Annotated in this window: 25 protein-coding genes and 4 pseudogenes; 15 read left to right on the top strand and 14 right to left on the bottom strand. The window is 65.8% G+C overall.

Annotated elements, in window-relative coordinates:
• Positions 1 to 59: 59 nt before the first annotated feature.
• The 5 genes from AUC69_RS15405 to AUC69_RS15385 all read right to left on the bottom strand — a co-directional run bounded on the left by AUC69_RS15405 (position 60) and on the right by AUC69_RS15385 (position 3,564).
• The gene (locus AUC69_RS15405) at positions 60 to 425 is read right to left on the bottom strand and encodes a hypothetical protein (protein WP_069442937.1); all 366 of its coding nucleotides are present in this window, start codon (positions 423 to 425) and stop codon (positions 60 to 62) included.
• Positions 389 to 1,444, bottom strand: coding sequence for an AAA family ATPase (locus tag AUC69_RS15400; RefSeq protein ID WP_069442936.1), 1,056 nt, complete (start codon positions 1,442 to 1,444; stop codon positions 389 to 391). The genes AUC69_RS15405 and AUC69_RS15400 overlap by 37 nt, the downstream gene beginning before the upstream one ends.
• Positions 1,445 to 1,545: 101 nt before the next feature.
• Positions 1,546 to 2,190 carry a DsbA family protein gene (locus AUC69_RS15395; protein ID WP_083239523.1) on the bottom strand — a complete coding sequence of 215 codons (645 nt, stop codon included), beginning with the start codon at positions 2,188 to 2,190 and terminating at the stop codon, positions 1,546 to 1,548.
• Between the two features lie 12 nt (positions 2,191 to 2,202).
• Positions 2,203 to 2,943: a DsbA family protein gene (locus AUC69_RS15390; protein ID WP_069442934.1), complete on the bottom strand. Its 741-nt coding sequence runs from the start codon at positions 2,941 to 2,943 to the stop codon at positions 2,203 to 2,205.
• A 102-nt stretch (positions 2,944 to 3,045) separates the two neighbouring features.
• Positions 3,046 to 3,564, bottom strand: a complete 519-nt coding sequence (locus AUC69_RS15385; protein WP_069442933.1) for a DUF721 domain-containing protein — start codon at positions 3,562 to 3,564, stop codon at positions 3,046 to 3,048.
• 98 nt (positions 3,565 to 3,662) lie between these two features.
• Between AUC69_RS15385 and mutY the strand changes: the two are divergent.
• A pseudogene (gene mutY, locus AUC69_RS16730) lies at positions 3,663 to 4,750 on the top strand (A/G-specific adenine glycosylase); the annotation flags it as partial.
• Between the two features lie 24 nt (positions 4,751 to 4,774).
• On the opposite strand, the gene AUC69_RS15370 reads toward mutY, so the two are convergent.
• Positions 4,775 to 5,884: a site-specific DNA-methyltransferase gene (locus AUC69_RS15370; RefSeq protein WP_069442930.1), complete on the bottom strand. Its 1,110-nt coding sequence runs from the start codon at positions 5,882 to 5,884 to the stop codon at positions 4,775 to 4,777.
• A 138-nt stretch (positions 5,885 to 6,022) separates the two neighbouring features.
• Between AUC69_RS15370 and AUC69_RS15365 the strand changes: the two genes are divergently transcribed.
• Positions 6,023 to 6,784 (top strand): alpha/beta hydrolase, encoded by a 762-nt coding sequence (locus AUC69_RS15365; protein ID WP_069442929.1) that lies wholly within the window; start codon positions 6,023 to 6,025, stop codon positions 6,782 to 6,784.
• On the opposite strand, the gene AUC69_RS15360 is transcribed toward AUC69_RS15365, so the two are convergent.
• From AUC69_RS15360 to AUC69_RS16725, 3 genes and pseudogenes are all read right to left on the bottom strand, one after another.
• Entirely contained in the window at positions 6,781 to 7,221 is a 441-nt protein-coding gene (locus tag AUC69_RS15360; protein WP_280136663.1) for a ribonuclease HII, read from the bottom strand. The genes AUC69_RS15365 and AUC69_RS15360 overlap by 4 nt on opposite strands.
• A gap of 100 nt (positions 7,222 to 7,321) precedes the next feature.
• Positions 7,322 to 7,390: pseudogene (locus AUC69_RS19155) on the bottom strand (ribonuclease HII); the annotation flags it as partial.
• Positions 7,391 to 7,535: 145 nt separating this feature from the next.
• Positions 7,536 to 8,658 (bottom strand): annotated as a pseudogene (locus tag AUC69_RS16725) (PA0069 family radical SAM protein).
• A gap of 100 nt (positions 8,659 to 8,758) precedes the next feature.
• On the opposite strand from AUC69_RS16725, the gene AUC69_RS15350 reads away from it, so the two are divergent.
• From AUC69_RS15350 to AUC69_RS19485, 5 genes are all read left to right on the top strand, one after another.
• A complete protein-coding gene (locus AUC69_RS15350) occupies positions 8,759 to 9,448 on the top strand; it encodes a TIGR04283 family arsenosugar biosynthesis glycosyltransferase (RefSeq protein WP_069442927.1) in 690 nt (229 codons plus the stop codon).
• Positions 9,441 to 10,106, top strand: a complete 666-nt coding sequence (locus AUC69_RS15345) for a TIGR04282 family arsenosugar biosynthesis glycosyltransferase (protein WP_069442926.1) — start codon at positions 9,441 to 9,443, stop codon at positions 10,104 to 10,106. Before AUC69_RS15350 ends, AUC69_RS15345 begins: the two co-directional genes overlap by 8 nt.
• A 76-nt stretch (positions 10,107 to 10,182) precedes the next feature.
• Positions 10,183 to 10,569: a response regulator gene (locus AUC69_RS19495; protein ID WP_244500300.1), complete on the top strand. Its 387-nt coding sequence runs from the start codon at positions 10,183 to 10,185 to the stop codon at positions 10,567 to 10,569.
• Positions 10,554 to 10,928 carry a GGDEF domain-containing protein gene (locus AUC69_RS19490; RefSeq protein WP_342018620.1) on the top strand — a complete coding sequence of 125 codons (375 nt, stop codon included), beginning with the start codon at positions 10,554 to 10,556 and terminating at the stop codon, positions 10,926 to 10,928. The genes AUC69_RS19495 and AUC69_RS19490 overlap by 16 nt, the downstream gene beginning before the upstream one ends.
• Entirely contained in the window at positions 10,898 to 11,113 is a 216-nt protein-coding gene (locus AUC69_RS19485; protein ID WP_342018619.1) for a diguanylate cyclase domain-containing protein, read from the top strand. The genes AUC69_RS19490 and AUC69_RS19485 overlap by 31 nt, the downstream gene beginning before the upstream one ends.
• Before the next feature lie 39 nt (positions 11,114 to 11,152).
• Here the strand turns inward: AUC69_RS19485 and moaB are convergent, their stop codons facing one another.
• A complete protein-coding gene (gene moaB, locus AUC69_RS15335) occupies positions 11,153 to 11,707 on the bottom strand; it encodes a molybdenum cofactor biosynthesis protein B (protein ID WP_069442925.1) in 555 nt (184 codons plus the stop codon).
• Positions 11,704 to 12,489 (bottom strand): uracil-DNA glycosylase, encoded by a 786-nt coding sequence (locus tag AUC69_RS15330; RefSeq protein ID WP_083239522.1) that lies wholly within the window; start codon positions 12,487 to 12,489, stop codon positions 11,704 to 11,706. Before AUC69_RS15330 ends, moaB begins: the two co-directional genes overlap by 4 nt.
• A 247-nt stretch (positions 12,490 to 12,736) precedes the next feature.
• Here AUC69_RS15330 and AUC69_RS15325 point away from each other — a divergent pair, with 247 nt between their 5' ends.
• From AUC69_RS15325 to AUC69_RS15315, 4 genes are all read left to right on the top strand, one after another.
• Complete coding sequence (locus tag AUC69_RS15325) at positions 12,737 to 14,371, top strand: electron transfer flavoprotein-ubiquinone oxidoreductase (RefSeq protein WP_069442946.1); 1,635 nt, start codon at positions 12,737 to 12,739, stop codon at positions 14,369 to 14,371.
• Positions 14,372 to 14,681: 310 nt separating this feature from the next.
• Positions 14,682 to 15,437, top strand: coding sequence for a tetratricopeptide repeat protein (locus AUC69_RS16720; RefSeq protein ID WP_083239521.1), 756 nt, complete (start codon positions 14,682 to 14,684; stop codon positions 15,435 to 15,437).
• On the top strand, positions 15,401 to 16,291 hold the full coding sequence (locus AUC69_RS16715) for a tetratricopeptide repeat protein (RefSeq protein WP_083239520.1): 891 nt from the start codon (positions 15,401 to 15,403) through the stop codon (positions 16,289 to 16,291). Before AUC69_RS16720 ends, AUC69_RS16715 begins: the two co-directional genes overlap by 37 nt.
• A 47-nt stretch (positions 16,292 to 16,338) precedes the next feature.
• Positions 16,339 to 17,166 carry a 4-(cytidine 5'-diphospho)-2-C-methyl-D-erythritol kinase gene (locus tag AUC69_RS15315; RefSeq protein ID WP_244500299.1) on the top strand — a complete coding sequence of 276 codons (828 nt, stop codon included), beginning with the start codon at positions 16,339 to 16,341 and terminating at the stop codon, positions 17,164 to 17,166.
• Positions 17,167 to 17,169: 3 nt separating this feature from the next.
• Here the strand turns inward: AUC69_RS15315 and AUC69_RS15310 are convergent, their stop codons facing one another.
• On the bottom strand, positions 17,170 to 18,186 hold the full coding sequence (locus tag AUC69_RS15310) for a polyprenyl synthetase family protein (RefSeq protein WP_069442923.1): 1,017 nt from the start codon (positions 18,184 to 18,186) through the stop codon (positions 17,170 to 17,172).
• A 115-nt stretch (positions 18,187 to 18,301) separates the two neighbouring features.
• Between AUC69_RS15310 and AUC69_RS15305 the strand changes: the two genes are divergently transcribed.
• Together AUC69_RS15305 and AUC69_RS15300 are read left to right on the top strand one after the other, a co-directional pair.
• Positions 18,302 to 18,535: a putative signal transducing protein gene (locus AUC69_RS15305; protein ID WP_069442922.1), complete on the top strand. Its 234-nt coding sequence runs from the start codon at positions 18,302 to 18,304 to the stop codon at positions 18,533 to 18,535.
• Between the two features lie 58 nt (positions 18,536 to 18,593).
• Positions 18,594 to 19,337 carry a tRNA1(Val) (adenine(37)-N6)-methyltransferase gene (locus tag AUC69_RS15300; RefSeq protein WP_244500298.1) on the top strand — a complete coding sequence of 248 codons (744 nt, stop codon included), beginning with the start codon at positions 18,594 to 18,596 and terminating at the stop codon, positions 19,335 to 19,337.
• 60 nt (positions 19,338 to 19,397) lie between these two features.
• On the opposite strand, the gene AUC69_RS17200 is transcribed toward AUC69_RS15300, so the two are convergent.
• Positions 19,398 to 19,736: a hypothetical protein gene (locus tag AUC69_RS17200; RefSeq protein WP_141700846.1), complete on the bottom strand. Its 339-nt coding sequence runs from the start codon at positions 19,734 to 19,736 to the stop codon at positions 19,398 to 19,400.
• A 164-nt stretch (positions 19,737 to 19,900) separates the two neighbouring features.
• The gene (locus AUC69_RS15290; RefSeq protein WP_141700845.1) at positions 19,901 to 20,158 is read right to left on the bottom strand and encodes a hypothetical protein; all 258 of its coding nucleotides are present in this window, start codon (positions 20,156 to 20,158) and stop codon (positions 19,901 to 19,903) included.
• 266 nt (positions 20,159 to 20,424) lie between these two features.
• Here AUC69_RS15290 and AUC69_RS15285 point away from each other — a divergent pair.
• A pseudogene (locus AUC69_RS15285) lies at positions 20,425 to 21,281 on the top strand (S49 family peptidase).
• A 3-nt stretch (positions 21,282 to 21,284) separates the two neighbouring features.
• Positions 21,285 to 21,482 carry a hypothetical protein gene (locus AUC69_RS15280; protein WP_069442919.1) on the top strand — a complete coding sequence of 66 codons (198 nt, stop codon included), beginning with the start codon at positions 21,285 to 21,287 and terminating at the stop codon, positions 21,480 to 21,482.
• Positions 21,483 to 21,502 lie beyond the last annotated feature (20 nt).

Genomic DNA, 21,502 nt, shown 5'->3' with positions numbered 1-21,502 from the left:
CGGACGCGGCCAATCCCCTGAGCCGGGCTTCCTCGGCGCGGGCCTCTTCCTCGGCCGTCTCAGCATTGAGCAGCTCGGTCTCGGTTTCTGCACCAGCGCCGCGAGCTCGCGGCCTCGGCCTTGAGCTCGGCCAGCTTGGCTTCGCCGCCGCTCTCGGCTTCGAGCGTGGCAAGCTGCTGCTCGATCTCACCGGTCTGCGCCTCGAATTGGGCGGTCCGGTCGGCGATCTTCGTCTTCTCGTTGTTGAGGCGGCCGCGCTCGGCGCGTGCCTCGGCCAGCTCCGTGGTCGCCTGGCGCAGCGCGGTTTCCGCCGCGGCCAGCGCTTCGGCCGCCTTGGCCGCCGCCGCGCGCAGCTGCGGCTCCTCCTGGTCGCGCTCGCTCGCCGCGGTCAGGCGGCGGCTTTCCTCGCCAAGCCCGCGCAGCATATTGTCGGCCTCGGCGATATGCTCCTCTCGCGCGCGAGATCCCGGGAGGCTTGGGCCAGCCGCGTCTCGAGCTCGGCCTGGCGCGCCTTGGCGCGGGCCTCCTCGCGCTCCAGCGCATCGCGCTCCACGCTCAAACGGTGCAGCACCGCCGCGCGCTGGGCCTCCTCGTCGCGCAAGGGCTGCAGCTTCTCGGCGGATTCCGCCTGCTGGCGCAGCGCCTCGCCCTCGGCCTTGGTCTGTTGCGCCACGGCGGCCAGCGCTTCTTGGAAGGCGGTCTCGTCCTGCTCCACATGGGCGCAAGCGGCGGTCCACTGCAGGTGATATTGCAGGGCCTCCATCTCGTGAATCTTGTTGGAGATCTCCCGGTAGCGCTGGGCTTGGCGCGCTTGGCGCCGCATCGCCTGCAATTGCGAGGTGATCTGGCCGATGAGGTCGGCGAGCCGCGCCAGGTTGCTCTCCGTCGCCTTCAAACGGAGCTCCGCCTCGTGACGGCGGCTGTGCAGGCCGGCGATGCCGGCGGCATCCTCGAGCACCCGGCGGCGCTCTTGCGGCGCGGAGTTGACGATCTCGCCGATGCGGCCTTGTTGGACGAGGGCGGGCGAGCGGGCGCCGGTCGCGGCATCCTCGAACAGAAGCCGGATGTCGCGGGCGCGCACGTCCCGGCCGTTGACCTTATAGGCGGAGCCCGCCTCGCGCTCGATGCGCCGGGTGACCTCCAGAACGTCGTCGTCGTTGAACTCGGCCGGCGCCTTGCGGGCGCTGTTGTCGATGAACAGCGTGACCTCGGCGGAGTTGCGCCCCGGCCGGTCCTGCGCGCCGGCGAAGATCACGTCGTCCATGGCCGCACCGCGCATGCTCTTATAGGACGTCTCGCCCATGGCCCAACGCAGCGCCTCGAGCAGGTTGGACTTGCCGCAGCCATTGGGACCGACGACGCCGGTCAGGCCGGGCTCGACCAGGAGCTCGGTGGGCTCCACGAAGGATTTGAATCCAAGAAGGCGGAGTCGGGTGATTTGCACGGTTCTGGCGATCCTCAATGGAAATGGCGACGCGCGAGGCTACGCGGACATCTGGTACGGAACTTGGCAGTGATTCGACTTGGTCGGCAACCGGGTGAGGCTCAAGAGGCCTGCGGTTCGATCATGGCCTTGATCTCTTCGAAGGTGACCTCACCTTGCGCTTTTTGGCCATTGATGAAGAGGGTGGGCGTGCCGATCACGCCATATTTGCGCCCGCGCTGCTTCACCTCTGTCAGTCCATCGATAATGGTTTGATTCGATAGGCATTTGTCAAATGTCTCTCGGCTCATCCCACTGGATTCGGCCACTTTATAGATGACGTCCGGGCGGACTTCCTGGCTGACCCATTCCTTCTGCCGGGACAGATAGGCCTCCGTGAGGAAGAGATATTTGCCCTCTGGCGCGCAGCGCGTGGCGATCGCCGCCGTGCCCGCCGTCCGCCCGATGGGGAATTCCCGGATGATATAGCGGACCTTGCCCGTATCCACATATTGCCGCTTCACCTTGGGAAAAACCTTGGCGTGGTAGTTGCGGCAATGAGGGCAGGTGAGGGAGGCATATTCGATGATGGTGACCGGCGCGTTGGGGTTGCCGTATTCGCGCTCCCCGAGCGGTCCCGGCTCCAGGATCTGCTCCTTCAGGGGAATGGCGATTTCGGCGGGACCGGCCGCGCCGCCGCACGCCGACAGGCCCAGCGCGGTGGCGATCAGGACGATTGCGGCTGCGGCGCCTCTTGTGAGCGACATCGGGATGGTGACCTAGCCGCTCGGCGGCGGCGTCCCCTCGGAGCTGCTACCGTCGATCGCCGCTTCGAAATCCTTCAGCGTCGCCCCCTTCAAGCGCTTGCCGTTGACGAAGAAGCTCGGCGTCGCGTCGACCCCGAAATCCTCATGCGCGCGCCGGCGCTGCTCGATAATCTTGTTGCCGAGCTCTTTGTCCCCCACGCATTTGTCGTAGCTTTCCTGGGAAAATCCGGCCTGCTTGGCGATGAACAAGAGCTTTTCCTTGCCATCCTCGCCGGGCACCGCCCAGGTCTCCTGCGTCTCGAACAGGCCGTCGACCACCGGATAGAAGCGGTCGTTGCCGGCGCAGCGCGCGAGCATGGAGGCGGCGAGCGCAAGTCCATCGAGCGGGAACTCGCGGAAGATGAAGCGGGCCTTGCCGGTATCGATGTACTTCTCTTTCACCTCGGGAAAGACCTCGGTGTAGAAGTGCGCGCAATGGGGGCAGGTCATCGAGGCGTATTCGACGATGGTGTTCGGCGCATCGGCGCTGCCCATCACGACGTCCTCAAGCGGCCCGGCCTCCATCAGGGCGGCCATCTCGGGGTCCACCTTCGGCGCGTTGGGGTCGCGCGGGCCATTGTCATTGTTGAAGTAGACAAGGCCGGCGACAGCCGCAACGGCAACCGCGGCGCCAAGGACATAGAGCCCGGTCTTGCTCTTCCCGGCGGCTTCGTCGGTCGCGGGCTCGGTCGGCTTCTTCTCACGTTTCGCCACGGTCAATTCTCCGGCTAAGACTTAAGTCAGGGCCCCCCTGAGGAGCGGGCCTACAATCGTTGATAGACCCATATCCGGCAAGAGTGAGAAGGACGCAAGCCCTCAACCTCTCGTGAGCCGGGAGCGGGCCCCGGCGCCGAGCCGCGATAGCGCCCGGCGCAGACCCGCATCCTCGATGCCCGCCGATTGGGGAAGAGTATAGGTGGACAGTGGCCCTTTCCGGGCTTGCGGCGGCTTGGCGCGGGCAATCGGCGCTTGCAGGAAGCGCATCTCGGTTACTGCCCGGTAGCCGAAATAGGAATTGACCCGCTCCAGGATCTGGCCGGCCCGGTGCTGCACCTCGATGGCCCGCGGCCCCTCAATTCTGAGCACCAGGGTGGCGCCGTCGGCGCGATGGCCTTGTCTCGGCTTGCCGCCATCCTCCTCGTCGCGGCGCCTCGGCCACAAGACCCGGTCGGGCATGGTGAACTGGGCCAGTTCGCGCCCGACAATAGCCGGCCAATCGCTGAGCAGCGCCGTGGTGGCGAAGCCGCGGGCCCGTGCAGCCGGGTCGAGCGCCTTGGCCACGAAGCTGCCAATGGCGCGCGCGCCGCTCTTCGGTTTGCGCGTAATCTGAGTCATGGCCCTCGCTGGCCGGTGGAGAAGTGACCGCCAGCCCTTCCTTCATGTCGTCCCAGTCTACACCATGAGGTCTGGGGTCGGCGGCACGAATGGCAGTTATGCAAGGAAGCCACATACAAGGAAGCCACACGGACCGTGACGTGCGCGCCGTCGCCGGGGCGCTGCTCGCTTGGTACGACCGCGAGGCCCGCATCCTGCCGTGGCGCGCAGCACCGGGGATGAGCCAGGACCCCTACAAAGTCTGGCTCAGCGAGATCATGCTGCAGCAGACCACGGTCAAGGCGGTCACGCCGCGCTTCGACGCCTTCTTGCGCCGTTGGCCGGATGTGACGTCGCTCGCCCGCGCCGAGCTGGGCGAGGTGCTCGCCGCCTGGGCCGGGCTCGGCTATTCGCCCGCGCCCGCAATCTTCATGCCTGCGCTCGCGTCGTCGCCAACGAGCATGGCGGCGCCTTTCCGAAGACCGAGGCCGAGCTGCGCAAACTCCCCGGCATCGGCGCCTATACGGCGGCGGCCATCGCGGCCATCGCCTTCGGCGCGCGCGCCACCCCGGTCGACGGCAATATCGAGCGCGTGGTCGCGCGGCTGTTCTCGGTGCAAACCCCGCTGCCCGCCGCCAAGGGGGAGATCAAGGCGCTGGCCGAGACCCTCACGCCGGTGGCGCGCGCCGGCGACTACGCGCAAGCCATGATGGATCTCGGCGCCACCATCTGCACCCCGCGGCGTCCGGCCTGCGCGCTGTGCCCGTTGCGTCCAGGCTGCCGTGCTTGCGCCGAGGGCCTCGCCGAGGTGCTGCCGTATCGCGAGGAGAAAGCCGAGCGCCCCACGCGGCGGGGCGCGGCCTACGTCGTCGTCCGCGCCGACGGGGCGGTGCTACTGCGCGAGCGGCCGCTGAAAGGTCTGCTCGGGGGCATGCTGGAGGCGCCGTCAACGCCGTGGCAGGCGACCAAGCCGAGCGGCAAAGACGTGGCGGATCATGCGCCGGTCGACACCGTGTGGGAAAAGACGGCCGGGCTGGTCGAGCACACCTTCACTCATTTTCATCTGGAGCTTGCCGTCTATCGCGCCGAGGTCGGCGCCGGCGCCGCGCTGACCGGCGCCGCGCAAGCCGAACGGTGCCGATGGCTCATGCGCCGGGAGCTATCGGGCGCGGCGCTGCCCTCGGTGATGCGGAAAGTTCTCGCCCACGCCTCGAGGTGGAAGCGCGGAAAGCTAAGACGCGTGGGGCACGAGCTTCTGGCGGGCCGCCGCGCGCAAATCGTCGATCGGCTTGAGCGCGCCGTTCTTCTCGTAATGCCAGAAGGTCCAGCCGTTGCAGGCCATGGCCCCTTGCACATGGGCGCCGATCTTGTGGATCGACCCTTGCGCACCGGCACAGGCGATGGAGCCGTCGGCACGCACCTTGGCCTCGTGGCGCGCCGCCGGATCGTAAAGCGCCGTGCCGGGAGAGATCAGCCCGAGCTCGACCAGCGCGCCGAAGGGAATGCGGGCCTCGCCCCGCTTGCCCTTGGCCACCTGGAGCGAGGCCGCATCGAGCGGCTTCAACGATTTGAGGCGCGCGCGAGCGGCCTCGGCGTAGCTCTCCTCGCGCTCGATGCCGATGAAGCTGCGTCCGAGCCGCTTGGCCGCGACAGCGGTCGTGCCGGAACCGGAGAACGGGTCGAGAACCACATCGCCCACATGGCTCGAGGCGAGGATCACGCGAGCAAGCAACGCCTCGGGCTTCTGCGTGGGATGGGTCTTACGTCCGTCATCCTGCTTGAGCCGCTCGCCGCCGGAGCAGATCGGCAGCAGCCAGTCGGAGCGCATTTGCAGGTCCTCGTTCAGAGACTTCATGGCTTCGTAGTTGAACGTGTATTTCGCCTTCGGCCCCATCGACGCCCAGATCATCGTCTCATGCGCGTTGGTGAAGCGGCGCCCCCGAAAGTTCGGCATCGGGTTCGTCTTGCGCCAGATCACGTCGTTGAGCACCCAATAGCCGAGATCCTGGAGGATGGTGCCGACACGGAAAATGTTGTGATAGCTGCCGATGACCCACAGGCTGCCGTTGGGCTTCAGCACGCGGCGGCAGGCGGCGAGCCAATCGCGCGTGAAGCTGTCATAGGCGCCGAAGCTGCCGAACTTGTCCCAGTCGTCGTCGACCGCGTCGACGCGGCTGTTGTCCGGGCGGAACAGCTCGTTGTTCAGCTGAAGATTGTAGGGCGGGTCGGCGAAGACGAGATCGACGCTTGCTTCCGGCAGGCGCGACAGCTCTTCGATGCAATCGCCGACAATAATCTTGTTGCGCGGGAGGCGTGCTCCCCCGGTCTCCCCCACAGCCATGCCACCACTTTCTTGTTACGCAAGATACTGAACTCGGCCTGCCTCTTGAGGGCAGGACCGGCCCATGCTGGCGGACTACGGTAAAGGTGGCCTTAACCGGACTTGGGGCATCGCAAGCGGAGAGGCAGGAGGGCGTTGATGGCCAAGGATATCGTCATGTTGCACGGGGCCAATTGCGGCGGCTGGTGCTTCGAGACGTTCGGCGAGGTTTTCACCGCGCGCGGGCTCACCTGTCATGCGCCGGACCTGATCGGCCACGGCGCCGACAAGGCGGACGCCAAGACCGCGCTCGCCGGAACAGGCATCGCCGACTACCGGGCGCAGATGACGGACTTCGTGAAGGCGTTGCCGGAGCGGCCCATCCTGCTCGGCCACTCCATGGGTGCGGTGATCGCCCAGCAATTGGCTTCGGAAGGTCTCGCCGAGGCGCTGATCCTAGCGAGCCCCGCGCCGCGTGCGGGCATCGAGCCGCCGACCGGGCCGGAGAAGCAGCTCGGACAGGATCTCATGTCGATCGGACCGTTCTGGACGCGCGTCATCGATCCGAATTTCGATCTCGCCTGCCACTATACGCTTAACCGGCTGCCGGCCGACGAGCAGCGCCGCATCTTCGATTTCTTCGGGCCGGAGTCCGGCCGCGCGCTGTTCGAGCTGTTCATGTGGATGTTCGATCAGACCGGCGCGACATCCGTCGACACGGCGGCGATCCGCTGTCCGGTCCTATGTCTGTCGGGCGGGGAAGACCGCATCGTGTCCCTGGCCACCGCCTGTGCCACGGCAAGCGCCTATCCCGGTGTCGAGTTTTGGGAGATCGAGGGCCACGCTCACATGCTGCTGCTGGAGCCGGGCGCCGAGTCGATCGCCACCCGTATCGCCAATTGGGTCGCGAAGGACCGCTAGTCCTGCTCGATGTCCATGGCGCGGCGCTCCATGATCCTTATCGCCCGCTCGATCGGACTGAACGACCGCCGGTGATGCGTGCATACGCCATGGGCTTTGACGGCGCGCGCATGTTCCGGCGTGCCGTAGCCCTTGTTGCTTTCCCAGCCATAACGGCGGTAGCGCCGCGCCAGCTTCACCATGATCCGGTCGCGGGTGACCTTGGCGACGATGGACGCCGCCGCCACTGACAGCGAAAGGCCGTCGCCGCCGACGATGGCCCGCGCTTTGCCGGGAAACCGCTTCGGAATCATGTTGCCGTCGATCAGCGCCGTGGCGGCCGGCACTTGTAGCCCGCGGAACGCCGCGCGCATGCCCCACAGGCTCGCTTGCAGGATGTTGTCGCGGTCGATGCGTTTCACCTGGCCGATGGCGATGGCGACGCAAGCCGTGGCCATGATCTCGGCGTAGCGATCCTCGCGGCGTCCGCCGTGAGCAGTTTCGAATCGTTGAGGCCTCGGGGATGCGGTCGGGATTGAGGATCACCGCGGCGACCACCACCGGCCCGGCCCAGGGCCCGCGGCCTGCCTCGTCGATGCCGGCGACCGGCAGCTGATGCTGATCCATCATCTCCGCCTCGAGGTCGAAGCTCGGCAGGATCGGCGCGGGAATGGCTTGCGCGGGAAGGCCCATGAACGGGACTGTCGCGCAAACGGCGCGGGCTTGGCAATGTTCTCGGTCCGGCCCGCGTCCGCGCTTGTGGAAAAGGCGTCTAGAGCAGGCGGAGCTGCTGGCCGGCCGGGCAGGGGGCATGAACAGATCGGTGCGCAACTGCAGTTTCTCCGTGTTGAGCCCGAGCCGCGAAGCGGCCATCTCGAAGCGGCGGCCGATCATCCACGCATAGGGCCCGTCGCCCTCCATGCGCTCGCCCCATTTGGCGTCGTAGAGCTTGCCGCCGCGCGTCTGGCGCATCAGCGACAACACGCGGTCGGCGCGGTCGGGACAGTTGGCCCTGAGCCATTCGGTGAAGAGATCGCCGATCTCCAGCGGCAGCCGCAACAGCACATAGCCAGCCTCCTTGGCTCCGGCGACGGATGCGCGCTCCAGAATGCGCTCCATCTCGGCGTCGTTGAGCCCGGGAACGACAGGCGCGCACATCACCGATGTCGGCACGCCGGCGGCGCTCAGTTTCTCGATCGTCTCGATGCGCTTCTCGGGCGTGCTGGCCCGGGGCTCCATGGCGCGCGCCAGCTTATGGTCGAGCGTCGTTACCGACAGCGCCACCTTGACCAGGCCGCGCTCGGCCATCGAGGAGAGAATGTCGATATCCCGCAAGACCAGCGCCGATTTGGTGACGATGCCGACCGGATGATTGGTCGCCCTCAGCACCTCCAGGATGCGGCGCATGATGCGGTAGCGCCGCTCGATCGGCTGGTAGGGATCGGTGTTGGTGCCGATGGCGATCATGCGAGGGCGGTATTTCGGTTCCGCCAGCTCGCGCTCCAGGGCCTGCGCCGCGTGGTCTTGGCGAATAGCCTGGTCTCGAAGTCGAGCCCAGGCGACAGGCCGAGGAAGGCGTGGGTCGGCCGGGCGAAGCAATAGATGCAGCCATGCTCGCAGCCCCGATAGGGATTGATCGAGCGGTCGAAGCCGATATCCGGCGAGTCGTTCTTGGTGATGATGCGCCGTGCCGGCACGTCCTGGACCTCGGTCTGCAGGGCGTCCAGGTCGCCGAGCGAATCCCAGCCGTCGTCAGCCGGCTCGTAGGCCATGGGCTCGAAGCGGCCCGACCGGTTGGTCTGGGCGCCGCGCCCGTGCCGGCGCTCATAGGCGATGCCGCCCGCTTCGTGCGGGAAGCTCTCCGAATCGGCGGGTTTTCTAAGCGCTACGGTCATGGCCTTCATATAGGGAACCGAAGGGAACAAAGCAAGAACATAGTTGAGATCGGCCAAATGTGGCGATTGCCGCATGAGAGCTAAACGCTATAGTCCGCCCATGATTTCCGTGGTTATCCCCACCTTTAACGCGGCCCCGACCCTGGTCCATACCTTGTCGGCCCTCGTGCCTGCCCTGGTGCATGGGGTGGTCCAGGAGGCCATCATCGCCGATGGGGGCTCGACCGACGACACCTGCGCCATTGCCGACGCCGCCGGGACCCATTTGGTGGAAGCGCCGCGCGGCCGGGGCACCCAGTTGGACGCGGGCGCGGCGCTGGCGCGGGGCGAGTGGCTGCTGTTCCTTCATGCCGATACGGTGCTCGAGCCCGGCTGGGCCGAGGAAGCCGAAGCCTTCATGGATCGGGTTGATACCGGGCGCCGCGGACCCGCCGCCGCCTATTTCAGGTTCGCGCTGGATGACGATGGCTTCATGCCTCGCCTAGTCGAAGCCTTCGTGGCCTTGCGCTGCTTTCTCTTCGCACTGCCTTACGGCGACCAGGGACTTCTCATCTCACGAGCGCACTACGCGCGGCTCGGCGGCTTCCGCCCGCTGCCGCTGATGGAGGATGTCGATCTCGTCCGCCGTCTCAAGCGGCGCGAGTTGGTGCGCCTGAAGTCGCGCGCGGTGACCAGCGCCCAGCGCTATCAGCGCCAGGGCTATCTGCTGCGCGGCTTCCGCAATCTCGGCCTGATGATGCTCTATTACCTTCGCGTCCCGCCGCGCGTGCTAGCGCGCCTCTATGGCTAATTGGGCACGTCCGCGTCGCATCGCATGCACGCCTCGTCTCGTCGTCATGGCCAAGGCGCCCATCGCCGGTTCGGTCAAGAGCCGTCTGGCGCGCGACATCGGCGAGGCTGCGGCACTGCGCTTCTACCGCGCCACACTGTTCCGTACGCTCCGCAGCCTCGGCGCCGATCCGCGCTGGCGCACCTATCTTGCGGTGACACCTGACACCGCACGCACCGCAGCCTATTGGCCGCCGCCCGCGAATGTCGCGCGCATCGCCCAAGGCGCCGGCGATCTCGGCGCCCGCATGCAAACCCTGTTCGATTCCATGCCGCCGGGGCCGGTCGTCATTGTCGGCAGCGACATCCCGGCGATCCGCCCCGCGCATATCGCTCGCGCTTTCGCGCTGCTCGGCCGCGCCGATGCGGTGTTCGGCCCGGCGAAGGACGGCGGCTTCTGGCTCGTAGGCCTAAAAAGATCGCCCGCGCGGCTCGCGCCTTTCGCCCATGTGCCGTGGTCGACGGACGCGGCGCTCGCCGCCACCGCCGCGAACTTGCGCGGAAAAAAAGTCGCGTACGCGCATGCGCTTAGCGATATCGATAACGCCGACAGCTATCGCCGCGAGCGCGCGGCCGCGATGCGTCTGGTGACATGTCGGGTGCAACGCGCGTGTCGGTAACGATTTGCTTGTGGTGTCGCTTAAGTCAACTTTAAGGGGAGTTTCCTACGGATGGCTGTTGGAGGAAGTCAACAGCATGCGTATTGCACTCGTCGATCCGAGCAGAACAACGCGGTTGATCGTGAGCCGCATGCTCGAGGCGCGCGACCATGAAGTCGTGTCGTTTGCCGACGAGCGCGAGGCGCTGCGGCAAATCGAGATCGACCTGCGCATCGATGCCCTGATTACCAGCGCCGAGCTGCAGCACATGTCCGGTCTCGAGCTGTGCTGGGAAACGCGGCTGATCGCCACCCATCGGCGGCCGATCTACGTTCTGATGATGTCCTCGCAATACGACCAGCGGACGCTGGTTGAAGCGCTGGACTCGGGCGCGACGACTTCATCGGCAAGCCGCCGCTCGCCGAAGAACTCTATGCGCGCTTGCGTGCTGCAGAACGCATCGCCTCGATGCAGCGCGAACTGATCCGGCTCGCGACCACCGATCCCTTGACCGGCTTATGCAATCGCCGCGGATTCTTCGAGCAGGCGATCGAGGCGAGAGCCCGCACCGCCGCGCATGGCCATTTGTCTGTCATTCTCCTCGACATCGACAACTTCAAGCAGATCAACGATTCCTACGGCCATGACGCGGGCGACGAAGCGATCCGCGCCTGTGCCGACGCCGCGCGGTTCGACGAAGCCATCAGTGGCCGCCTCGGCGGCGATGAGTTCGCGTTGCTGCTCGAGCAGTACTCGCTGGCGGAGGCTATGGAGATTGCCGAAGGCTGCGACGGAAACTCGCCGCCCGGCCGTTGGAGACCGGCAAGGGGCGAATCTCGCTGACCTGGAGCATCGGCGTCGGCGAGTCGCAGCCCGGCGACTCGATCGACCAGCTTCTCGCCCGTGCTGATGCCGCCCTCTACATTGCCAAGGAAGAAGGGCGCAATCGGGTGGCCGGTGCTTCGCCCGATCTGCGGACCAAGGACACCGTGGCGCAGCACGGCATCGCTCGCGCCACCGCCTGCTAGACGGCAGCAGTTTCGATCCCTGTTCGGCCACGGGACGCCCTAGCCCGCCTTCGCTTTCTTCTTTTTGCTCTCGGTGAGGCGCGGCATCAGCTCGATGAACGAGCAGGGGCGGTGGCGATTGTCCAATTGGAATTTGAAGATGCCGGTCCAGGCGTCCTCGCACGCGCCCGGCGAGCCCGGGATGCAGAAGATCATCGTGCCGTTTGCGAGCCCGCCGCAGGCGCGGGACTGCACGGTTGAGGTGCCGACCGTCTGATAGCTGAGCATGTGGAATAGCACGGAGAAGCCGTCGATCTCCTTCTCGAACAGCGGACGGACCGCCTCGGGCGTCACGTCGCGTCCGGTGAAGCCGGTGCCGCCCGTGGTGATGACCACGTCGATGTCCTTCGCCTTGATCCACTTCTTCACCTGCTTGCGGATCGATTTCTCGTCGTCGACGATCACTGCATGCTCGGCGAGCTCATGGCCGGCGCCCTTGAGCATGCTGATCAGCAGGGGGCCCGACTTGTCGGTCTTCGGCGTGCGTGTGTCCGAGACCGTCATCACGGCGATGCGCACGGGGATGAAGGGGCGGCTCTCGTCGATGCGGTTCATTCTTTTGTTTCCTCCAGTCTCGCCTTGATGGCCATGAGATCGCGCCAAACATAGCGCTTGGCCTCCGGGTTGCGGAGCAGATAGGCGGGATGCAGCGTCGCAAGCGTTGGTATGTCGCGGTCGCCGCTCTTGTAGATCTTCCACTTGCCGCGCAAGCGCATGATGCCTTCGGTCACGCCGAGAATATGCTTGGCCGCCGCGCCGCCGAGCAGGACCAGCATGTCGGGCTGCACCAACTCGATCTGGCGGGCGAGGAACGGGGCGCAGGCGCCGATCTCTTGCGGTGTTGGCGTGCGATTGCCCGGCGGCCGCCAATAGATGGTGTTGGTGATGTAGACGGTCTCTTCCGACAGCCCTATCGCGGCGAGCATGCGGTCGAGCAGCTTGCCGGCCCGGCCGACGAAGGGCTTGCCTTGCAGATCCTCGTCGCGGCCCGGCGCTTCGCCGATCAGCATGACGCGGGCTTCCGCGTTGCCCCGGGAGAAACACAGGCTCTTCGCCGTGCGCTTGAGGGCGCAGCCCTCGAACTGGGCGACCAGCGCCTCGAGCTCGCTCAGGGTGTTGGCCGCCTCCAGGGACTCGGGCGAGGCCGCCGCCGCCGGTGGAGCCGGGGACGCGGGGCGCGGCCGGAGCGTCGGCGCCGGACCCTCTCTGGCCGACCTGCCTACGGCGGGCCTGTCCAAAGCTGGCCGGTCCAAGGGGGGCCTATCTTTGGCCGCCATTTCGGGCCCCGCGGCGAAGCGGTCGACCGGCTCATCGCCGATCGCCTCGTCGACGCCCATGGCCTCGTACCAGCGAGGAGGCTCGCGGCGGCTTTTGCTTGGCTTCCAGTCATTTGCGATGCCCGTGTTGATCCTCTATTTGTCATTGCCCGGTTCTGCCGGGCAATGACGTATCGCTGGGCTCAAGCGACTTTATCACCGATTGGCTCGGGAACGGGCTTGGCGCGGCCGCGGCCTGCCGCGCCCGCAGGGTCGCCATTTGATTAGGGAGCATGCTGGTTTGAACGACCAAGTCGAACGCGAAACCATGGAGTTCGATGTGGTGATCGTCGGTGCCGGGCCGGCGGGTCTCGCCGCAGCGATCAGGCTGAAGCAGCTCGCCGCCGAGCAGGGCAAGGAAGTCTCCGTCGTTGTCCTGGAAAAGGGCTCCGAGGTTGGCGCGCATATCCTGTCGGGCGCGGTTGTCGATCCGGTCGGCCTCGACAAGCTCATTCCGGACTGGCGCGACCAAGGGGCGCCGCTCACCACCGCGGTCACCGAGGACCGCTTCTACTATCTCGGCGAGGCCGGCGATGTCCGCCTCCCCAATCTCTTCATGCCGCCGTTGATGAGCAATCACGGCTGCTACACCGGCACCTCGGGCAACCTCACCAAATGGCTCGGCGAGCAGGCCGAAGCCTTGGGCGTCGAGATTTATCCCGGCATCTCCGTGACGGAAGCGATCATCGGCGCGGGCGGCGAGATCGAGGGCGTCATCACCGGCGATCTCGGCGTCGCGCGGGATGGTAGCCGCAAGGACAGCTACACGCCCGGCATCGCGCTGCTCGGCAAATACACCTTCCTCGCCGAAGGCGCCCGGGGCTCGCTGTCGAAGCAGCTCATCCGGAAGTACGATCTCGACGAGGACAGCGGCCCGCAGAAATTCGGCATCGGTCTGAAAGAGCTTTGGGAGATCCCGGCCGAGAAGCATAAGCCCGGGCTCGTGCAGCACACCATGGGCTGGCCGCTCGACGACAAGACCGGCGGCGGCTCGTTCCTCTACCATTTCGGCGACAACCTCGTGTCGGTCGGCTTCGTCGTCCATCTCGACTACGCCAATCCCTATCTCAATCCATTCAAGGAGTTTCAGCGCTCGAAGCTGCACCCGCGCATTGCCGAGCATCTCGAAGGCGGCAAGCGCATCGCCTATGGCGCCCGTGCGCTCACCGAAGGCGGCTGGCAGGCGGTGCCGCAACTGGCTTTCCCAGGTGCGGCGTTGATCGGTTGCGCGGCGGGCTTCATGAACGTGCCCCGCATCAAGGGCTCTCACAACGCCATGCTCTCCGGCATGATGGCGGCGGAGGCGGCTTACGCGGCGATTCAAGCCGGCCGCTCCCGCGACACGCTGGTGGAGTATATCGGCGCCGTGGAGACGAGCTCGATGGCGAAGGAGCTCAAGAAGGTTCGCAACGTTAAGCCGCTCTGGTCGCGCTTCGGCACGCGGCTCGGCGTCATGCTGGGCGGCATCGACATGTGGCTCAACACGATCTTTCCGTTCCTCGGCCACACGCTCAAGCACAAGAAGGCCGACTATGCGAGCTTGCGGCCGGCGGCGAAGTCGAAGCCCATCGACTATCCGAAGCCTGACAACGCGCTCAGCTTTGACATTCTGTCGTCGGTGTTCCTGTCAAACACCAATCACGACGAGGACGAACCGGTCCATCTGAAGCTCACCGATCCGTCGATCCCCATCGAGCAGAACCTGCCCGAGTTCGCCGAGCCGGCGCAGCGCTACTGCCCGGCGGCGGTCTATGAGGTGGTCGAGGAGGGCGACACCGTGCGCTTCCAGATCAACGCGCAGAACTGCGTCCACTGCAAAACCTGCGACGTGAAGGATCCCGCCCAGAACATCACCTGGGTGCCGCCCGAAGGCGGCGATGGGCCCAACTACGCAAATATGTAGGGCAATTCGCCTGTTAACATGCCGTGGGAGCCATAAACGCGCCGCGATTAGCCTTCAAAAGCTTTATGGTTTGCAGGGGTTGGAAAAGCTCTTACCCTTGCTCGGGGGCCAACGAACCAACAAATGGGACGGCGGATAGCCGAGCCGAGCACATGATGACTTCCGAAAGCGGGTCTCTGCGCAAGTGGGCGCGGAGGTCTCTACTCATTGCCGCCATTCTCGTTGCGCCTGCCGCCTATTCGGAGGTCATTCCGGCCGATAACGGCGCTTCGGATACTGGCACACTGCTTGGCAACTACCTTTCCGGCCGGTGGCACGCGGCAATCACGATACGCTCGCCGCGGCCGAGTATTATTCCAAGGCTCTGGACGGCGACCCCGAGAACGAAGTCATCCTCGAACAGGCCTTCTTGCTTGAGACGGCGGCGGCCCGCTGGGACCGCTCCATCGAGCTGGCCAAGGACCTGGTCAAGGTCGAGCCGTCCCATCGCATCGCGCAATTCCTCCTTGGCATCGAGGCCTTCAAGAAGGGCGAATACAAGGAAGCCGAAGAGCGCTTCTCCGCTGCCCGGCAAGGCCCGATCGCCGATCTGACCTCGACGCTGGCCCGCGCCTGGGTGCTGGAAGCCGACGGTAAGCACAACGAGGCTTTCGCCGCGCTCGACACCCTGAGCAGCGCCGATTGGGCTCAGTATTATCAGCGCTATCACCGCGCCTTGATCGCCGACGTCGCCGGGCGGCATCGGCTGGCCGGCCAGGCTTACGCCCAGGCCTTCAAGCACAACCCGACCACGCTCAGGGTGGCCGACGCCTACGCGCGCCACGCGGTCAACGCCAACGACCGGGAGCTGGCCACGAAGATCATCAAGGCGCATATCGGCAAGACGGCGCCGCACCCGATTTCCGAGGCGCTGCTTGCGGAGATCGAGAACGGCGAGACCCCGCCCCTTACGGTGGCCAATCCTACCGAAGGTCTTGCGAGGTATTCTACGGCATCGGCGATGCGCTTGCGGGCGAAGGCGGCCTCGACATGGGCATCGTCTTTCTGCAATTCGCGCTCAATCTGAGGCCCGATTTCCCGCTCGCCAATGTGGCGCTGGCGGAAGCCTATGAGGGCGCCAAGAAATACGATGCCGAGATCGCGGCCTTCGACCAGATCCCCGAGGACTCGCCCCTTTGGATCAATGTGCAGATCCAGAAAGCCTTCGCCCTCAATTCGCTTGAGAAGGTCGACGAGGCCAAGGCGCTGCTCGAGACGCTCATCGCGCGCGACCCCAAGGACATGCGTCCCCTCGATGCGCTCGGCAACATCCTGCGCTCTCACGAGCGTTACGAGGAGGCCCGGGCGTATTACTCGCGCGCGGTCGATCTCGTCGACAAGCCGGGCAAGGAGAATTGGGCGCTCTATTATTCGCGCGGCGTCTGCAACGAGCGGCTGAAGGACTGGCCCGCCGCCGAAGCCGATTTCAAGCAAGCGCTGGAGCTGGCGCCCGACGAATCGCTGATCCTGAACTATCTCGGCTATTCCTGGGTCGATCAGGGCCTCAATCTGAAGCAGGCCATGGATTACATCCGCAAGGCCGTGAAGCTGAAGCCGGATGACGGCTATTACGTCGACAGCCTGGGCTGGGCCTATTACCGCCTCGGCAACATGACTGAAGCGGTGGAGCAGCTGGAACGCGCCGTCGAGCTCCGCCCCGACGATCCTATCATCAACGACCATCTCGGCGATGCCTATTGGCGCGTCGGGCGCACGCTCGAAGCGAAATACCAGTGGGAGCAGGCCATGTCGCTGGAGCCCGAGCCCGAGCAGGAAGAAACGCTGAAGAAGAAGATCGCTTCAGGGCTGGAGGATGCCGCCGAGACCAAGGCGGCGGCGGATCGCACCACCTCCCACGCGGACCAGAAGACCTCGCAATAGACGCGCTCCGGGACATCGCCTGGGCCAAGCTCAATCTCACACTTCAGGTGCTGGGCCGCCGGGAGGACGGCTTTCACGAGCTCGAAAGCCTGGTCGCCTTCGCCGGCGTCGGCGACACCGTGGAGCGCGAGCCAGACGATGCGTTCTCTCTCACGGTCGAAGGTCCGTTCGCCATGGCGCTCGATGGCGCCAATCTCATTGCCGGCGCGGCCGACGCCACCGAGATTGTGGCGCCCGGACTCGCCCTGGGACGCTTCCGTTTGGTCAAGTTGCTGCCGGTCGCAGCGGGCCTCGGCGGCGGCTCGGCCGACGCCGCGGCGGCCTTACGGCTTATGGCCCGCGCCAATCCGGATGTGCTGAGCGACGCAGCCTTGGCCGCTCTTGCCCCGCGCCTCGGCTCCGATGTGGCCGTCTGTCTCGGGAGCGAGCCGGCGCTGATTACCGGACGCGGCGAGATCGTCACCGCCGTGCAAGGCTTCCCGGCTTGTGGCGTCGTGCTTGCCAATCCCGGCTTGAAGCTCTCCACCGCCGATGTTTATGGCGCGCTTGACGCCTCGCCGCTGTCCAGCCCGCCGCGAAGCTCGCCGCCGCCCGACTTTGCCAGCGATTTCGAGAAGCTGATCGGATATGCGACCGCGCGCGCCAACGATCTCGAAGCCGCCGCCACGCGCTTGGCGCCGGAAATTGGGAACGTGCTGGCAACACTCGGGGCGTTGGAGGGCGTGCGTCTCGCCAGGATGTCGGGCAGCGGGGCGACCTGCTTTGCCCTGTTCGCCACCCCCCGCCAGGCGCTTCGCGCCGCCACCGCCCTGGCGCAGAACGAGCCCCACTGGTGGATCACCGCCAGTACGCTCGGCGATCCCAAGATTGGTTGAGACCTAGAACGGCCGGTCGACCGAAAACTCGATGGCCTCGAGCAGGGCGGACTTGATCTCGCCGTCCGGGAAAATGGCGAGCGCGTCGCGGGCGATCGCCCCGTAATGGCGGGCGCGCTCCATGGTGTCTGCGAGCGCATTATGCCGCGCGATCAAATCGACCGCCTCGGCAAGATCGTTCTCGCCGATATCGCCTTCTTTCAAGGTGCGCTCCCAGAAGGCACGTTCCTCCGCGTTGCCGCGCCGGTAGCTCAGCACCCACGGGAAGGGTGATCTTGCCTCGCGGAAATCGTCTCCCGTGCTCTTACCGAGCGTCGACGACTCTCCCGAATAGTCGAGTGCATCATCCACGAGCTGGAAGGCGACGCCGAGATTGCGCCCGTAGGAGCGCAATGCCGCGGCCTCCGACTTCGGGCGTTCGGCGATGACCGCGCCGACCTCGGCCGCCGCGGAGAACAGAGCCGCGGTCTTAGCGTCGATGACGGCGAGATAATCGTCTTCGGTGGTCTCGGTATTCTTGGCGGTGATGAGTTGCATCACCTCACCCTCGGCGATGATCGCCCGCGCATCCGACAGGATGCGCAAGGCTCCGAGCGAGCCGACATCTACCATCATCTTGAAGGCCTGACCGAGCAGATAATCGCCGACCAGCACGCTCGCCTCGTTGCCCCAAAGGAGCCGCGCGGTGGTCTTGCCCCGGCGCAGGTTGCTCTCATCCACCACGTCGTCATGCAGCAGCGTGGCGGTGTGCATGAACTCCACGCTTGCCGCCAGCCGAATATGGCCGTCGCCGCCATAGCCGCACATCTTCGCCGCGGCCAGCGTCAGCATGGGGCGCAGGCGCTTGCCGCCGGAATCGATCAGATGCCGAGCCAGCTCGGGAATCAGATCGACATTCGAGCGAGCCCGGTCGAGGATGATGCGGTTGACATGGCTCATGTCCTCCTCGACAAGCGCCACAAGCGGCGCAAGGCTCGCAGTCGAATCCCGCTTGCCGGAAAGTTTGACGACGACTCCCAAGGGTCAGTTCTCCTTCAGTGCCGGAAAGGCTATGTGTCGGGGATATTGTCGGGGCTGAGCGGCGAAGGTCAAGGCGCGACAGGCCCCTGGGCCTGCGACAAAGGCAGGTGAGACGATGAAGGAACTGATGCGCACGAACGATCCCGTGCTTCTGTCATTTGTCAGCGCCTTGCTGGAGGGAGCCGATATCGCCTTTATCGTCCTCGATACGAATATGAGCGTGATGGAGGGTTCCATCGGGATCCTCCCCCGGCGCGTGTTGGTTGAGGAAGACTCCATGGATCAGGCGCGCAGCCTGCTGACCGAGGCCGGCGTCGGCCATGACATCACCGACAAAGAAAAAAGCTAGCGCCCCAGGGGGTGCGGGCGCCACGGCCGACGATTTCCTCGGCGGACGGCTGACGGTTGTGCAACCGCGCGCCGGCCACCGCGCCGGCAGCGATGCGGTGTTTCTGGCCGCGGCGGTGCCGGCCGGCGCTGGCGAAACTGTGCTCGAGGCGGGCTCTGGGGTCGGTGTCGCGGGGCTCTGTCTTCTTTCCCGAGTGCCGGAGCTTACCGTGACGGCCGTCGAGATCGACCCGGCGCTATCCGCTCTTGCCCAAGACAATGCCGCGAAGAACGGTCTTGCCGGCCGGTTCACCGCCATCGAGGCCGATGTCACCGCGCCCGCCAAGGCCCTGCGTGCGGCGGGTCTCGTGCGTGAAAGCTACGACCATGTCATTGCCAATCCACCCTTTTATGCCCAGGGCGCGGTGCGCGCGGCGCCGGAGCCGTCACGTGCGGTGGCCCATGTCATGGCGCACGGAGAACTGGCCAAATGGGTGCGGTTTCTCACCACCATGGCCGCGCCGAAGGGCCGGCTGACCCTGATCCACCGGGCCGACTATCTGGGCGAGCTTCTCGGCCAGCTTGAGGGCCGGTTCGGCGATGTGGCGGTGTTCCCGCTCTTTCCCAAAGCCGACGAGCCGGCCACGCGCATCATCGTCCAGGGCCGCAAAGGCAGCCGTGCCGGTTCGCGGCTGCTGCGGGGGCTCGTCTTGCATGAACCCGGCGGCGCCTACACGGCAGAAGCCGAAGCGGTGCTCAGAAGTGGTGCGGCTTTGCCGCTCGCGGGGCCGCAAAAGAAAAAGGGCCGCCGCTTCGGGGGGTGAAGCGGCAGCCCCATTTCGCCCGAGCGTGAGGAGAGCTCTCGGGCCAGCAAGGTCGGCTGACTAGCAGACCTTGACGTCACGCCAGACCCACTTGAAGTGCGGGTTTCCGTAGCGGTCCCAGACCTTGATGCGGACCTTCTTGGTCTCGTAGTGGCAGGACGAGTGCCAGGAGTAATTCAGCCAGATCGGGCCGTTGTGCCACTTGTTGTGGTGACCGTGATGGCCGCCGCCACCGCCATGGTGACCGCCGCCGGCACTACGGCAGTGGGGACACCGAGCGCCACGAACGACAAGGCGGCAGCCGCAAGAAGGGTTGTCTTCAGCATCGATGTAACCTCCAGCTTGGCGCAGAAGCGCGCGTTTGGGTTCAGAAACGGCGAGGTGCTGTCCCTCGCTCATGGTGCCGTTCTAGGCGGCCTGGCCTGAACCGAAGCTGAGGCGTCCATTCATCGGGCATTCACCGCATAAAGGACGCGCCGAAGAAGCCGGCGCATAAAGAGAAAAGGGCCGCTCCCCGAAGGAAACGGCCCTTGAATTCGTCGCTTGTGGCGGTTGCGTCTCGCCTAGTACCAGCCGCCCCAGTAGCGATTCCGCCAATAGGGATAGTAGGCGTAGGGATAGTTGTAAGGCCGGTTGTACCGATAGGTTCGGCGCGGCGCGTAATAGCCATAACGCGGCGCGACATAGACCGACACGCCCGGACCGTAACCGTTCCGCCAGGCCTTGCGGCGCCATCCTGCGTCGGCGGACGGCGGCGCCAGCGACACCAGCGTGAACGCCAGCACGCCCACCGATGCCGCCATGATCGCAAACTTTCTCATTTCAATGTCCTCCTCGTAGAACCGGCGCGGCAATCGAGCGCGCGGGCTCGAGGCGGGCTAACGCCCACCATTGAGACGGACTATATCAAGCTATCCCGACGGGCTTATGTCCGACGCGCTTCTGGCTTAACTAAAGGCTTCAAGCTTGCCCCCCTCTGGCCTTTATTGGCACAGAATGAGGAGCATCTTTGATTTGGGTCTGTGAGAAAGATACGGTGAACAATATGAGCAGCGCGGCAGGCGAGGGCGGCGGCGTCCTCAAGGTGATGAAATCCTATCTTCCGGAGTCCTGGACCAAGTCCGGGCCGCTCGTCCCCGTGCTCCGCTTCACCGGGCCCATCGGCATGACCATGCCGCTCAAGCCCGGCCTCTCGCTGTCGACGGCGGCCGCGGCGATCGAGAAGCTTTCACGATGCGCGGCGCCAAGGCCGTGGCCATCCAGATCAATTCCCCCGGAGGATCGGCGGTGCAGTCGACGCTGATCTACAAACGCATCAGAGCGCTTGCCGAGGAGAAGGACCTCAAGGTCTACGTCTTCGCCGAGGATGTCGCGGCGTCCGGCGGCTACATGCTGGCTTGTGCCGGCGACGAGATCTACGCCGACGAGAGCTCGATCATCGGCTCGATCGGCGTGATCAGCGCCAGTTTCGGCTTCACCGGGCTGATGGAGAAGGTCGGTGTGCAGCGCCGCGTCTATACCGCCGGCGCCAACAAGGACGTGCTCGATCCCTTCCTGCCCGAGAAGCCGGCCGACGTGAAGCGCATCAAGGCGATCCAACTCGACGTGCATCGGGCCTTTATCGATCTGGTCAAGTCCCGGCGCGGCGCCAAGATCAGCAAGCCCGACGATGAGCTGTTCACCGGCGAGTTCTGGTCCGGCAAGACCGCTCTCGAGCTCGGCCTGATCGACGGGCTCTCGGACCTGCGCTCCAAGATGCGCGAAGTCTTCGGCGACGACGTGCGCTTCAAGCTGGTGGCGCCGTCCACTTCCTGGTTCCGCCGCAAGCGGAGCGTGTTCACGCAGAGCGGTCTGCTCGACTTCGGCTTGTCGCCGGGCGGGCTCGCCGCCGACGCTATCTCGGCGATCGAGGCGCGGGCGCTTTGGTCGCGCTTTGGGTTGTAAGCCATGCCGCAGGTCCTTCTCCTGATTGCCGCCGGCGCCGGGCTGTGGCTCGCCCGCCGTTTCCTGCGCAAGGAGCAGGACCGCGTGGCCGCCGACCTGCGCTCGGCCCAAGAGGCGATGGAGCGCCGCGAGCTCGACAGCGCCGTGCCGCTCGAGCAGGACCCGGTCACCGGCGTCTACCGGCCGAAGCAGATGCATTGAGGGCGTGCTAGCCTTGCGCC

Source organism: Methyloceanibacter superfactus (genome assembly GCF_001723305.1).
Lineage (GTDB): Bacteria > Pseudomonadota > Alphaproteobacteria > Rhizobiales > Methyloligellaceae > Methyloceanibacter > Methyloceanibacter superfactus.
The sequence above is the reverse complement of the archived record's forward strand: the minus strand, read 5'-3'. Positions and strand labels throughout refer to the sequence as shown.